The sequence below is a fragment of the Mesorhizobium sp. 113-3-9 genome (genome assembly GCF_016756515.1).
In the GTDB taxonomy this organism is placed as follows: Bacteria; Pseudomonadota; Alphaproteobacteria; order Rhizobiales; family Rhizobiaceae; genus Mesorhizobium.
On sequence record NZ_AP023246.1, the window covers coordinates 5,659,247 to 5,672,303 of the forward strand.

General features: G+C 63.4%; 11 protein-coding genes. 6 read left to right on the forward strand and 5 right to left on the reverse strand.

Annotated features, from left to right (window positions below; genetic code table 11):
* Window positions 1–6 precede the first annotated feature (6 nt).
* Together MesoLj_RS27795 and MesoLj_RS27800 are read right to left on the reverse strand one after the other, a co-directional pair.
* Complete coding sequence (locus tag MesoLj_RS27795; RefSeq protein ID WP_202323267.1) at window positions 7–1,011, reverse strand: asparaginase; 1,005 nt, start codon at window positions 1,009–1,011, stop codon at window positions 7–9.
* Between the two features lie 28 nt (window positions 1,012–1,039).
* Complete coding sequence (locus tag MesoLj_RS27800; RefSeq protein ID WP_202323268.1) at window positions 1,040–2,206, reverse strand: acetyl-CoA acetyltransferase; 1,167 nt, start codon at window positions 2,204–2,206, stop codon at window positions 1,040–1,042.
* 201 nt (window positions 2,207–2,407) lie between these two features.
* On the opposite strand from MesoLj_RS27800, the gene betI reads away from it, so the two are divergent.
* The 6 genes from betI (at window position 2,408) to betB (ending at window position 9,196) form a co-directional block, all read left to right on the forward strand.
* Window positions 2,408–2,998, forward strand: a complete 591-nt coding sequence (betI, locus tag MesoLj_RS27805) for a choline-binding transcriptional repressor BetI (protein ID WP_140768712.1) — start codon at window positions 2,408–2,410, stop codon at window positions 2,996–2,998.
* Window positions 2,995–4,524 carry a choline-sulfatase gene (betC, locus tag MesoLj_RS27810; protein WP_202323269.1) on the forward strand — a complete coding sequence of 510 codons (1,530 nt, stop codon included), beginning with the start codon at window positions 2,995–2,997 and terminating at the stop codon, window positions 4,522–4,524. Before betI ends, betC begins: the two co-directional genes overlap by 4 nt.
* A complete protein-coding gene (locus MesoLj_RS27815) occupies window positions 4,525–5,526 on the forward strand; it encodes a threonine/serine dehydratase (RefSeq protein WP_202323270.1) in 1,002 nt (333 codons plus the stop codon). It begins immediately after the preceding gene.
* 31 nt (window positions 5,527–5,557) lie between these two features.
* Window positions 5,558–6,025 carry a hypothetical protein gene (locus tag MesoLj_RS27820; RefSeq protein ID WP_202323271.1) on the forward strand — a complete coding sequence of 156 codons (468 nt, stop codon included), beginning with the start codon at window positions 5,558–5,560 and terminating at the stop codon, window positions 6,023–6,025.
* Window positions 6,018–7,670, forward strand: coding sequence for a choline dehydrogenase (gene betA, locus MesoLj_RS27825; RefSeq protein ID WP_202323272.1), 1,653 nt, complete (start codon window positions 6,018–6,020; stop codon window positions 7,668–7,670). The genes MesoLj_RS27820 and betA overlap by 8 nt, the downstream gene beginning before the upstream one ends.
* A gap of 62 nt (window positions 7,671–7,732) precedes the next feature.
* Window positions 7,733–9,196, forward strand: coding sequence for a betaine-aldehyde dehydrogenase (gene betB / locus MesoLj_RS27830; RefSeq protein WP_202323273.1), 1,464 nt, complete (start codon window positions 7,733–7,735; stop codon window positions 9,194–9,196).
* A 6-nt stretch (window positions 9,197–9,202) separates the two neighbouring features.
* Here betB and MesoLj_RS27835 read toward each other — a convergent pair whose 3' ends face one another.
* From MesoLj_RS27835 to MesoLj_RS27845, 3 genes are read right to left on the reverse strand one after another with little or no spacing between them, the layout of a single operon-like run.
* Window positions 9,203–9,811, reverse strand: coding sequence for a hypothetical protein (locus tag MesoLj_RS27835; RefSeq protein ID WP_202323274.1), 609 nt, complete (start codon window positions 9,809–9,811; stop codon window positions 9,203–9,205).
* A 4-nt stretch (window positions 9,812–9,815) separates the two neighbouring features.
* Window positions 9,816–12,053 (reverse strand): AGE family epimerase/isomerase, encoded by a 2,238-nt coding sequence (locus MesoLj_RS27840; protein ID WP_202323275.1) that lies wholly within the window; start codon window positions 12,051–12,053, stop codon window positions 9,816–9,818.
* A gap of 43 nt (window positions 12,054–12,096) precedes the next feature.
* Window positions 12,097–12,996: a LysR family transcriptional regulator gene (locus MesoLj_RS27845; RefSeq protein ID WP_202327495.1), complete on the reverse strand. Its 900-nt coding sequence runs from the start codon at window positions 12,994–12,996 to the stop codon at window positions 12,097–12,099.
* Between the last annotated feature and the right edge of the window lie 61 nt (window positions 12,997–13,057).

The following is a 13,057-nucleotide window of genomic DNA, read 5'->3' on the forward strand; positions in this document are numbered from 1 at the left end:
CAATCTTCAATTCAAAGCTGGGGTCGGCCTCAGCGCCCCGACCTTGGCGCCGATCCGGCTTTCGATCGGCGCATTAGCCAGTTCGAGCAGCTTCGCCGAAAGGGCTTCGTCGGCACGCAGCAGCCTGGCAAGCACTGCGGCGACCATGGCTTCACTGGCGCGGCCGGCGCCATCGTCGCATTTGATCGCTATGCCGAGGCCAAGTTCAGGTATCGCGCTGCAGTGGACGCCTTCGGCGCCGCCTTTCGCAAAGATCCGGCCAGGAGCTGCTTCCATCAGCGCGACGTCTTCGCGACCTGTGCCGGCGACAAAGAAGGGCTCCGCCATGCAGGCGGAAAGCAGGCGCTTCGCCGCCTTGGCTCGCTCGGGACCGAAACCATTCGTCGTCGCCATGCGGGCAAAGCCGAGGGCGAAACTCCTGAGCGGCACCGCATAGGTCGGGATCGAGCAGCCGTCGGTCGCTCGCTCATCCGCGCCGTGGACAGCGCCGGTGACAGCCTGCATGGCGTCGCGAACCATTTCCTGCAGGGCGTGCCCCGCCTTGACATAACCACGGTGCGCAATGCCGGAGTGCACGCAGGTGCAGAGGAACCCGGAATGCTTGCCCGAGCAGTTGTTGTGCAGCGCGTTGGGCAAATCGCCGGTGCGGGCGAGCGCAATCTCGGCGCTATGGTTCGAGGGCCAATGCGCGCCGCATTCGAGCGCCGACCCGTCCAGCCCGGCCCTGGCCAACATGGAGCGTGCCAGTTCGACATGCGCCGGCTCGCCCGAATGCGAGGCGCAGGCCAGCGCTAGTTCGCGGTTGCCGAAGCCATAGGCATCGGCAGCGCCGCTTTCGACGAGCGGCAGGGCCTGGATCGCCTTGACCGCCGAGCGCGGGAACACCGGCCTCGAGGTGTCGCCGATCTCCAGGACCGCTTTGCCGTCGGCATCGAAGACAGCGACAGCACCGCGATGCGCGCTCTCGACGATCGCGCCGCGCAGAACCTCGATCAGAACCGGATTTGTCATATGACCTCCCGCAAAATGCTGGGGCGGTTTATCTGATCCTGTCGAGAATGGAAACGTAGTTGGCGACCGCCGCTCCGCCCATGTTGAAGATACCGCCAAGCTTCGCGCCCGGCACCTGGATACCGCCGGCTTCGCCGACAAGCTGCATGGCGGTCAGCACATGCATCGAGACGCCAGTTGCACCGATCGGGTGGCCCTTGGCCTTCAGCCCGCCGGACGGATTGACCGGCAGGCGGCCGTCTTTCGCCGTCGTGCCGTCCAGCGCCAGCCTGGCGCCCTCGCCCGGCTTGGCCAGCCCCATCGCCTCGTATTCGATCAGTTCGGCGATGGTGAAGCAGTCGTGCGTCTCGACAAAGGACAGGTCGTCCAGCGTCACGCCGGCGTTCTTCAGCGCGCGGGTCCAGGCCTGTTCGCAGCCTTCGAAGGACAGGATGTCGCGCTTCGACATCGGCAGGAAGTCCTGCACATGTTCGTTGGCGCGGAAGGCGACGGCGCGGCGCATCTTCAGCGCCGTTGCCGTGTCGGCAAGGACAAGGGCGGCGGCACCGTCGGAGACCAGCGAGCAGTCGGTGCGCTTCAGCGGACCGGCGACGAAGGGGTTCTTCTCGCTCTCCTGCCGGCAGAACTCATAGCCGAAATCCTTGCGCATCTGCGCATAGGGATTGTCGACGCCATTCTTGTGGTTCTTGGCCGCGATCATCGCCAGCGCATCCGACTGGTCGCCATAACGTTGGAAATAGGCCTGCGCGATCTTGCCGAAGACACCGGCGAAGCCCGCGGGCGTCTCGCCGTCCTCCGGCAGATAGGACGCCTTAAGCAGGTTCTTGCCGATCTCGGGCCCGGGCGTCGTCGTCATCTGCTCGGCGCCGACCACCAGCACGATGCGGGCCGCGTTGGCATCGATGGCGCGGATGCCTTGCCTGACCGCCGCCGATCCCGTGGCGCAGGCATTCTCGACACGCGTTGCCGGCTTGAAACGCAGCCGGTCGTCCGCCTGAAGCACCAGGCTGGCGGTGAAATCCTGCGCCGAAAAGCCGGCGTTGAAATGGCCGAGCACGATCTCGTCGACCTCGTCCGGGCCGATGCCGGCATGGTCGAGCGCGTCCGTCGCGACCTTGACGATCAGGTTCTCGAGCGTCTCGCCCTCAAGCTTGCCGAAGCGCGAATGCGCCCAGCCGACGATGCATGCGGTCATGGCAATCTCCATCCTTGGCGCGAGCCCAGCATATGGGCTAACGGCACATCTTTCGCCTTTATTGTTCAAATATAAACATTCTCGCCCGAGCCGTGAAGGGCCGCAAGCAGACAATCGCTTGGTGCAGGTCGCGCCCATGTCGATTTTTTGTTGATTGACCCGTCAATAAAAAATAATCTCCCCGCAAAAATCGGGAACGACATGCCCAAAGTCGGAATGGAGCCACTGCGCCGCAAGGCGCTCATCGACGCGACGATCTCGGCGATCGGCGAGCGCGGTTCGCTTGACGTGACCATGTCCGAGATCGCCGGGCGGGCCGGCGTGTCCTCCGCGCTTGCCCATCACTATTTCGGCGCCAAGGACGAGCTGCTGCTGGCGACGATGCGGCATATCCTGGCCGAACTGACCATCGACATGCGCCGGGCCCTGCAATCCGCCGCCTCCCCGCGCGAACGCGTTTCGGCCGTGGTCGCCGTCAACTTCTCCGACATACAGTTCCAGCCGGAAACCATCGCCGCCTGGCTCGCCTTCTATGTCGAGGCGCAGAAATCATCCGCGCTGCGCCGGCTGCTCAGGGTCTATGCACGGCGGCTGCACTCGAACCTGATGAGCGGGCTGACCGGCATCCTGCCCAGGGCAGAGGCCGACCGCGCCGCCGAAGCGACGGCGGCGATGATCGACGGGCTCTACATCAGGCGGGCGCTGAAGGACGGCGTGCCCGACGCCGCGACCGCGATCGCGCTGGTCGAGGACTATCTCGAAACCAAACTCGGCGAGCGGCACAAACAGTGACAGTCAAGCGACCCAATTTCCTGATCGTCATGGTCGATCAGCTCAACGGGACTTTTTTCCCCGATGGGCCGGCCGCGTTTCTCCACGCGCCGCATCTGAAAGCGTTGGCGGCCCGCTCGGCGCGCTTCAGGAACAACTACACGGCCTCACCGCTCTGCGCGCCGGGCCGTGCCTCGTTCATGAGCGGCCAGTTGCCGTCGCGCACCGAGGTCTATGACAACGCCGCCGAATTCGCTTCGTCGATCCCGACCTTTGCCCATCACCTGCGCGCCGACGGCTATCACACCGTGCTTTCGGGCAAGATGCATTTCGTCGGCCCCGATCAGTTGCACGGCTTCGAGGAGCGGCTGACGACCGACATCTATCCCGCCGATTTCGGCTGGACGCCGGACTACCGCAAGCCCGGCGAGCGGATCGACTGGTGGTATCACAATCTGGGTTCGGTGACCGGCGCCGGCGTCGCCGAGATCTCGAACCAGATGGAATATGACGACGAGGTCGCCTTCCACGCGGTGCAGAAGCTCTATGACTTCGCCCGCGTCTCCGAGGATGCCGCGCACCGGCCCTGGTGCCTGACGGTCTCCTTCACCCATCCCCACGACCCCTATGTGGCACGGCGGCAGTACTGGGATCTCTACGAGGATTGCCCGGCGCTCGAACCAGAAGTGGGCTTCATCCCCTACGACGGCCAAGACCCGCATTCGCAGCGGCTCTACCAGGCTTCCGACTACGACAGTTTCGACATCACGGCAGAGCAGGTCCGCCGCTCGCGGCGGGGTTACTTCGCCAACATCTCCTATCTCGACGACAAGGTGGGCGAACTGATGTCGGTGCTCGAGCGCACGCGCATGCTCGACGACACGATCGTCCTGTTCTGCTCGGACCATGGCGACATGCTCGGCGAGCGCGGCCTGTGGTTCAAGATGTGCTTCTTCGAGGGCTCGGCGCGGGTGCCGCTGATGATCGCCGGCAAGGGCGTGCCGGCCGGGCTGATCGAGGCTCCGGTCTCCAATCTCGACGTGACGCCGACATTGTGCGATCTCGCCGGCATCGACATGAGCGCGATCGCGCCATGGACCGACGGCCAGTCGCTGCTGCCGCTGCTCGAAGGCAAGCCGCGAACGGCGCCGGTGCTGATGGAATATGCGGCCGAAGGCTCCAACGCGCCCTTGGTGGCGATCCGTGACGGCCGCTACAAGTTCGTCCACTGCGAGATCGATCCGCCGCAACTCCATGACATCGAAGCAGACCCACATGAATTGAGCAATCTCGCAACCGATCCGGCGCATGCGGATCTGGTGGCGGCTTTCATGGAAAAGGTCCGCGCACGCTGGGATACGGCGGCTTTCGACGCTGCCGTGCGGGCCAGCCAGGCGCGGCGCTGGGTGGTCTATCCGGCACTGCGCAACGGAACGCACTACCCCTGGGAGTTCCAGCCGCTGCAGAAGGCTTCGGAACGTTACATGCGCAACCACATGGATCTCAACGTGCTCGAAGAGCAGAAGCGGTTTCCGCGAGGCGAATAAATGGCAGACCTTCTCGTCCCCTCCCTTGACCATCTCAAGCAGGCCTACGCCGTCACCTCCAAGGCGACGCAGATCACGCCGCTGCTGGAATCGGCCGCACTCGCCAGGGAAACCGGTGCGGCCCGCGTCTTCATCAAGCCGGAATCACTGCAATGGGCGGGATCGTTCAAGATACGCGGCGCCTATTGGCGGTTGAAACGGCTTTCGTCCGACGAGGCGAGGAAGGGCGTCGTTGCCTATTCCTCCGGCAATTTCGCGCAAGGACTGGCCGCCGCCGGCCAGGCGCTCGGCATTCCCGTCACCATCGTCATGCCGATCGATGCACCGGCCGCCAAGCGTGACGCGACCGCCGGCTACGGCGCACGCGTCGTGCTGACCGACCATGGCGACCGCGCGCGTGAGGAAGTCGCCGCCGCCAAGGCGCGCGAGATCGCCGAGACGGAAGGGCTGGCACTGCTGCATCCGTTCGACGATCCCGAGATCATCGCCGGCCAGGCGGGCGCCGGCCTCGAAGCGCTCGACCAGCTTGCCGCCAAGGACGCCAGCGCCGACCTGTTGTTCTGCTCGGTCGGCGGCGGTGGACTGATCGGCGGCGTTTCGCTCGCCTTCCACTACCTGTCGCCCGCAACCGAGATCATCGGCGTCGAGCCGGAAGGTTTCAACGGCATGGGTTCGTCGCTGGCGCATGGCAGCATCGAGACGATGCCGATCGGTCCGAAGTCGATCTGCGACGGGCTGATGTCGCGACGGCCGGGCGATGCGCCGTTCGCCGCAGTCAAGGCCGCCGGCGTTCGCGGCATCACCGTCGACGATCAATCTGTGCGCCGCGCCATGCGGATCGCTTTCGAGCGCATGAAACTGGTGCTCGAACCGTCCGGGGCTGCATCACTGGCGGCACTGCTCGGCGGCAAGGTGGATGTGAAGGACAGAAACGTCCTTGTTGTGGCTACCGGCGGCAATGTCTCGCTCGCCGATTTTATGGCGCATATGAACCATGCTTGAAGTCTATCAAACGATTTGAGGCTGAGGAATGATGTCCAGTACCGATCCTAAAGTCGACGTCTTCGTGTTTTCATCCGACAGCATCACGAACATATGGGCCGGCTACGGAGCTAGAACGTGGGCCGTCCGGGCTGGTGATTCAGCCGGGACTAAAGCCAAAATCACAAAATCATCTCGCTTTGTCCCGGGGTCATTTGGATTGCTTTACTGCAAACCATGGAAGGCTTTTACCGTGCCTTTCGTCTCAACCACAGCTCCTGATACGCAGCGAGTTGAGAAGGAAATATGGCACGACGACTGGATATTGCCGTTCGCATTCGCACCCTTGTCCAGCCCGAAAGACAGCCTAATTGGCAACGATCTCTACGATCTTCTGGAAGGCGTAGGTAGTAACTACTCAAACTACCTGAGCGTTCAAGGTAATTTTGATTTTCAACCATCATCAATCTTGAGGAAAGATTGGGAACTTATTATTCGAAAGCTTTCCCCAAATGCTTGAAGCGGATTTCGTCATCATCGGCTCCGGCTCCGCCGGTTCGGCCATGGCCTATCGCCTGTCGGAGGACGGCAAGCATTCGGTCATCGTCATCGAATTCGGCGGCAGCGATATCGGGCCGCTGATCCAGATGCCCTCGGCTTTATCGATCCCGCTCAACATGAGCCTCTACGACTGGGGCTTTGCCAGCGAGCCGGAGCCGCATCTCGGTGGCCGCGTGCTGGCGACGCCGCGCGGCAAGGTCATCGGCGGCTCGTCCTCGATCAATGGCATGGTCTATGTGCGCGGGCACGCGCGCGATTTCGACCACTGGGCCGAGCAAGGGGCTACCGGATGGAGCTTTGCCGACGTGCTCCCCTATTTCAAGCGCATGGAAGACTCCGATGGCGGCGAGGATGGCTGGCGCGGCAAAAGCGGCCCGCTGCATGTCCAGCGCGGCTCGCGTAGAAATCCGCTCTATGGCGCCTTCGTCGAGGCGGGCCGCCAGGCGGGGTTCGAACTGACCGACGACTACAATGGCGCCAAGCAGGAAGGCTTCGGCCCAATGGAGCAGACCATTCGCGGCGGTCGCCGCTGGTCGGCGGCATCAGCCTATCTGAAGCCGGCGCTCAGGCGGAAAAACGTGAGTCTGGTCAAGGGCTTTGCGCGCCGGGTGATCATCGAGAATCAACGCGCCATCGGCGTGGAAATCGAAGCTCACAAACAGATTCAGGTCGTTAAGGCGCGACGCGAGGTAATCGTCGCCGCGTCGTCGATCAACTCGCCAAAGATCCTGATGCTGTCCGGCATCGGACCGGCTGAGCATTTGCGCGAAAACGGCATCGCCGTCGTCGCCGACCGCCCCGGCGTCGGCCGCAATCTGCAGGATCACCTGGAACTCTACATCCAGCAGGAATCGACCAAGCCGATCACCCTGAATTCGGTGCTCAACCCTTTTTCCAAGGCGATGATCGGCGCGCAATGGCTGTTCTTCAAGTCCGGCCTCGGCGCTACCAACCATTTCGAGGCGGCGGCCTTCGTGCGCTCCCAGGCCGGTGTCGACTATCCGGACATCCAGTACCATTTCATCCCCGCGGCGGTGCGCTATGACGGCAAGGCGGCGGCGAAGTCGCACGGCTTCCAGGCTCATGTCGGACCGATGCGGTCGAAGTCGCGCGGCTCGGTGACGCTGCGCTCGCCGGACCCGAAAGCGAAGCCGGTGATCCACTTCAACTACATGTCGCATCCGGACGATTGGGCGGAGTTCCGCCACTGTATCCGGCTGACACGCGAAATCTTCGGCCAGAAGGCCTTCGACGCCTATCGCGGCCAGGAGATCTCGCCGGGCAGCCATGTACAGTCGGACGACGATCTCGACGTCTTCATCCGCGACCACGCCGAAAGCGCCTACCACCCCTGCGGCACCTGCAAGATGGGCCGTGCCGACGACATCATGAGTGTCGTCGATGCGGAATGCCGGGTGATCGGCGTCGAGGGACTGCGGGTCGCCGACTCTTCGATCTTCCCGCGCGTCACCAACGGCAATCTCAATGCACCGTCGATCATGACCGGTGAAAAGGCGTCCGACCACATTCTTGGCCGCACGCCGCTGGCGCCATCCAACCAGGAACCATGGATCAATCCACGCTGGCAGGCGTCGGACAGATAGAGCATGATCCACCCATAGATTGAGCCGCCCACTTTCGCGGCGCCGGACCATTGGAGACTCCCATGCGCGCCCAGCCCACGGCATCGCACTATGTCAACGGCCGCTATATCGACGACGAGCAGGGCGCGCCGCTGCCCGTCATCTACCCGGCAACCGGCGAGACCATCGCCATGCTGCGCTCGGCGACGCCGAACGTCCTGGAACTCGCCATCGAGGCAGCGCGGGCCGCGCAGCCGGCCTGGGCGCGCCTGAAGCCGGTCGAGCGCGGACGCATCCTGCACCGCGCCGCCGACATTCTTCGCGCCCGCAACGCCGACCTCGCCCGCATCGAGACGCTCGACACCGGCAAGGCGATCCAGGAGACGCTGGTGGCGGACGCGCCTTCCGCCGCCGACTGCCTTGAATATTTCGGCGGCGCGGTCGCCGCCTATAATGGCGAGGCCGTCGATCTCGGCGGGCCTTTCGCCTACACGCGGCGCGAGGCGCTCGGCGTCTGTGTCGGCATCGGCGCATGGAACTACCCGATCCAGATCGCCGGCTGGAAATCGGCACCGGCGCTGGCCATGGGCAATGCCATGGTGTTCAAGCCGTCGGAGAACACGCCGCTTTCAGCACTGGCGCTGGCCGAGATTTACAGCGAGGCCGGCCTGCCCGACGGGCTGTTCAATGTGGTGCAGGGCTATGGGGATGTCGGCGCCGGACTGGTGGGGCACGATGTCGTCGCCAAGGTCTCGGTGACCGGCTCAGTGCCCACCGGCCGCAAGGTGCTGTCGCTCGCCGGCTCGAAGATGAAGCACGCGACGATGGAGCTCGGCGGCAAGTCGCCGCTGATCGTCTTCGACGACGCCGACATCGAAAACGCCATCGGCGGCGCCATGCTCGGCAATTTCTACTCGACCGGCCAGATCTGCTCCAACGGGACCCGCGTCTTCGTGCAGAGCGGCATTCACGACCGCTTTGTCGAGCGGCTGGTCGAGCGGACGAAGAAAATTCGCATCGGCGATCCGCTCGACCCCGAAACCCAGATGGGGCCTCTGGTATCGAAAGCACAGCATGAGAAGGTTGTCGGCTATATCGGTATCGGCAAGCAGGATGGCGCCACACTGGCCTGCGGCGGCAATGTCCCCTCGCTGCAAGGTTTTGACGGCGGCTTCTTCGTCGAGCCGACAGTCTTCACCGGTGTCACCGACACGATGCGCATCGCCCGCGAGGAGATCTTCGGGCCTGTCATGAGCGTGCTGAAATTCGACGGCGAGGACGAGGTGATCGATCGCGCCAACGACACCGAATTCGGCCTCGCCGCCGGTGTCTTTACCCGCGACCTGTCGCGCGCCCATCGTGTCATCGCCGAATTGCAGGCCGGCACCTGCTGGATCAATGCCTACAATCTGACGCCGGTCGAAATCCCCTTCGGCGGCTTCAAGCAGTCCGGCATCGGCCGCGAAAACTCGCTGGCGGCACTGGCGCTCTATTCGCAGCTCAAGTCGATCTATGTCGAGACGGGGGATGTGGCAAGCCCGTATTGATTTGCTTCAGGCTTCGCCCCTTCTAGCAAGGGCCACGATCGCCTTCTCAACGATTTCCTCGTCCTTCAAGTCTGAGAGCAATACGATTATATTTGACTTGAGCCCACTTCCTATCGCGCCGCCAATCCGGAACAGTCCACTTCTAACATACACAGGTTGCGCAAGTTTTAGGTGAACGACAACAGTATCCCTGACGGATTGAAACCTTATGTGCTCGACGTTGCTCCATGGCATCGGCTCGTCTAACTGACGCCTATCCCACAACGTTTGTCTGTCAAGAATGAGTAATGGGCGCGAACTCGCCGCGTCGAATATCATCCTTACAAGCATTCCCGCAAAGAGGACGCTGACAAAAAGGCACCCGACCACTCCAGCCACCCACGCTATTCGATCGAGTGAGTTGCCGGTCTCCCAATTTTGAACTGCGATCGAATAGAATCTTATTGAAGAGGACAGTGCCCACACGGCGGCGATTCCGAAGATCGGATAATACCAACGAAAACGGCCACGGGCCTCTAATGGAAGATCTATCCTCTGTGGCGGAATGTCCTGAGTCTTCCAGAGGGTTGTATCACCCGGAACGTCCACAAATTCGCTACCGCCCGCCTCACCCAACGTCTCACCCCTTCTCCGCCGTCCCGTCCAGATACTGCGTCAGCGCGCAGACCAGGTGATAAAAGATGCTGGCCGGAACATCCGACGCCAGCGAGCGGCCGCGTTCGTCGATGCGGTCTATCCACAGGCCGAGCGGCGCCGGGTCGATGTGCCAGCGGAACAGCCGGCCAACCCGTTCCTCGATCTCCGGCTTGAGATCGGGGCCGCCCGAACCATCCAGCGCAATCGCCGCCTTGACCGCTTCGGCCTGCGGCCAGCTGCGCGAGATCAGGTCCAGCGGCAGCCCCTGCCGCGAGACCGCGCCATAGGCAAGGCCGGTGGCACGGTTGAGGCCATTGGCGATGGCCGAGGCGTAGAGCTTCCTGGCGAAGCCGCTCAGTTCGGCCTGGCCGCTGCGTCCGGCGAAATCGACCAGCAGCGAAGCCCATTCGAAGTGATGGCCGGGCTCGGTCCACGCGCCCTTCTCACCGGCCGCCGGCCTCCATTCATCATCGAAATATTCGCCCAGCGTCCAGCTTTCCCGGTCGAAGAAATGGCTGCGGAACAGATCGATGATGCGCGCCGCGCGGCGCAGGTGAGCACGCTCGCCGGTTGCCTGATGCCAGGCCAGGAACGCCTCGAGCAGATGCATGTGCGGGTTGGAGCGCCGCTCGCCCTTCCCGTCCGATGTTTCGAGAAAACCGGTCATGCGATGATCCTCGAGATGCGCGTCGAGGAACGCGAAAGTTTCCTCGCCGAGCCGCAAGGCATCGGGATTGCCCGACATATGGGCATGGGCGAGCGCCAGAAGCACGCAGGAATGATCGTATGCATCCTCGGTGGCATCGGCGACGGAGCCGTCGACATGGAGCGTACGCACCCAGCCGCCTTTGTCGGTGCGGCCATTCCTGGCCATGAACTCGATACCGTGGCTGATCAGCCGGTCGGCCGGACCATGCCAGCCGCGCGCGCTGGCGACCGCGAAGGCATAGACCTGCCTGGCCTGGGTCCGCATGCGCTTGGGCTTCATGAGCGGGTTGGTGTCAAAGCCCAGCACTTCATGGAAACCGCCATGGCGCTCGTCGACGCCTGATGTCGACCACAGCGGCAATGTCTCCTGAAACAGCCAGTGGTGCACACGCCGCCGCCAGGCGCCGCTTTCGATGACGCGGTCATGCGCCGGCGTGAACCTGGTTTCCAGCCGGCCCGATTTCTCGAGCTGCTCGACGATCTTCTTGACGTGCTGGCTGTGACTGACCGGCGCGACGAAAGTCGCGTCGGCGGTCGAAACGATGGCTACATCCTTCATGGCGATCGCCGACAACAGGCGGCCGTCGCTGCGGATGTAGGAGTTCTCGCAATCGATGGCGACGACATCGCCGATGACGACATTGCCTTGCTCGTCGGCCGGACCGACATCGAGCAGCGACTGCCAGGAGCCGAGATCGTTCCAGCGGAAGTCGGCCGGCACCATGGCAATGCCTTGCGCCCGTTCCATGATGGCATAGTCGATCGAGATCGAAGGGATGGCTTCATAGAGCTCCAGCGGCATATAGAGGCCGGACAGGTCCGATGTCGCCGCATTGTAGGCAGCCGCGGTGGCCTGCCAGATGTCCGGCTGGAACGCCGCGAAGGCATCGCGCATGGCCTCGGCTCGAAACAGGAAGATGCCGGTGTTCCAGTAAAAGTTTTCCGCCCTGAGATAGCTCTGCGCCGTCGCAAGGTCCGGCTTTTCGACGAAGCGCGTGACGTCGAAGATGCCGCCCTGCGCACGTGCCACCTCGATATAGCCATAGCCGGTCTCGGGCTGTGTCGGCTTGATGCCGAACACCACGAGCCGGCCGGCGCGCGCCGCCTCGGCGCCGGCCTCGATGCTCTGCCAGAATTGCCCTGCGGTCGATATTTCGTGGTCCGATGGCACAACCAGGACCAGGCTGTCGCCGAATTCGGACAGAGTGCGCAGCGTTGCCAGTGCGATCACGGCGGCGGTGTTGCGCCCCGTGGGCTCGAACAGCGGACCGCCGCCCGCAAGGTCCAGCCCGGCCAGGTCGGCATGGACACGCTCGGCATGGCGCTCCGAGGCGATCAGGAAGATCGGCGTTTGGCCCGCGGGCCTTGCCGTCAGCCGGCGCAAGGTCTTGGCCAGCATGGAACCGTCGCCGGACAGGTCGTGAAACTGCTTGGGATTGTCCTCGCGCGACAGCGGCCAGAGCCGCGAACCGACGCCGCCGCTCATGACAAAACTGACGATGCGCTGGCTCATTCGGGTCTCGCTTAGAAGTTGGTCTGGGGTAGCAGGCATGCCTTTAAGCCGTGTTTACCCGATTGGAAATGCGCTCGACCGCCAGATCGATGAAGGCCTTGACCAGGGGGGAAAGGTGCCGGCTGCTGGGATAGAGAACGTGCAGGCCACCGGCCGGTGTCGTATAGCCGTCGAGGACGCGCCGCAACCGCCCCTCGTTGATCAATCCCTCCGCTATCGGCTGTGGCAATTGAGCGATGCCGAAGTCCGCGAGCGCGGCCGCCACCACCGCCTGCATCTCATTGGCGGCGAAGCGCCCGGCGACTACGACGGTTTCCTGGCCTTGTGGGCCATCCAGCACCCAATGAGCGCCTGAGGCCGACGGACCCGCGATGACGCATCGATGGCGGGCGAGATCGGCCGGGCTTTCCGGCATCCCGTATCGGGCGAGATAGGCGGGGCTGGCGCAGAGCAGCCTGTGCGTGGAACCGAGCTTGCGGGCAATCAGCGTCGAATCCTCCAGTCTCCCGGTACGGAAGGCGAGATCGATGCCATCCTCGACCAGATTGAGCTTTTCGTCGGTGAGGCGAAGTTCGACATTGGTCTTCGGGTACAGCGTCAGAAAGTCGACCACGGCGCGGATGAGGAAGTGCCCCCCAAAACCAACCGGAGCCGAGATTCGGACCGTGCCCGAAGGCTCCGCCCTCGCCTCGGCGAGGTGCAGATTGGCCTCTTCTATCGTCCGCAGCCCCTGGCTGCTCCGCTCATAGTAGAGACGCCCGGCATCCGTCAGGTTGAGGCTGCGCGTGGTGCGCTGCAGCAGACGCACGCCGACCTCGCGTTCGAGCGCGGCGACACGGCGGCTGACCGTCGTCTTGGGCATGGCGAGGAGGCGCGCCGCGGCGGTGAAGCTGCCGGCTTCGACGACGCGGGCAAACACGACAATATCGTTGAGGTCGATCATTGCACTCAAAATTGGGACAAAGTTTTCCAATTATATACAATTATGCATCAATGCGATAGGC

Bases quoted from the DNA above. Each gene is read 5' to 3' on its own strand.
- betI (WP_140768712.1), top strand. From the start codon at position 2,408: ATGCCCAAAGTCGGAATGGAGCCACTGCGCCGCAAGGCGCTCATCGAC.
- MesoLj_RS27840 (WP_202323275.1), bottom strand. From the start codon at position 12,053: ATGAGCCAGCGCATCGTCAGTTTTGTCATGAGCGGCGGCGTCGGTTCG.
- MesoLj_RS27820 (WP_202323271.1), top strand. From the start codon at position 5,558: ATGTCCAGTACCGATCCTAAAGTCGACGTCTTCGTGTTTTCATCCGAC.
- MesoLj_RS27845 (WP_202327495.1), bottom strand. From the start codon at position 12,996: ATGATCGACCTCAACGATATTGTCGTGTTTGCCCGCGTCGTCGAAGCC.
- MesoLj_RS27795 (WP_202323267.1), bottom strand. From the start codon at position 1,011: ATGACAAATCCGGTTCTGATCGAGGTTCTGCGCGGCGCGATCGTCGAG.
- betB (WP_202323273.1), top strand. From the start codon at position 7,733: ATGCGCGCCCAGCCCACGGCATCGCACTATGTCAACGGCCGCTATATC.
- MesoLj_RS27815 (WP_202323270.1), top strand. From the start codon at position 4,525: ATGGCAGACCTTCTCGTCCCCTCCCTTGACCATCTCAAGCAGGCCTAC.
- MesoLj_RS27800 (WP_202323268.1), bottom strand. From the start codon at position 2,206: ATGACCGCATGCATCGTCGGCTGGGCGCATTCGCGCTTCGGCAAGCTT.
- betA (WP_202323272.1), top strand. From the start codon at position 6,018: ATGCTTGAAGCGGATTTCGTCATCATCGGCTCCGGCTCCGCCGGTTCG.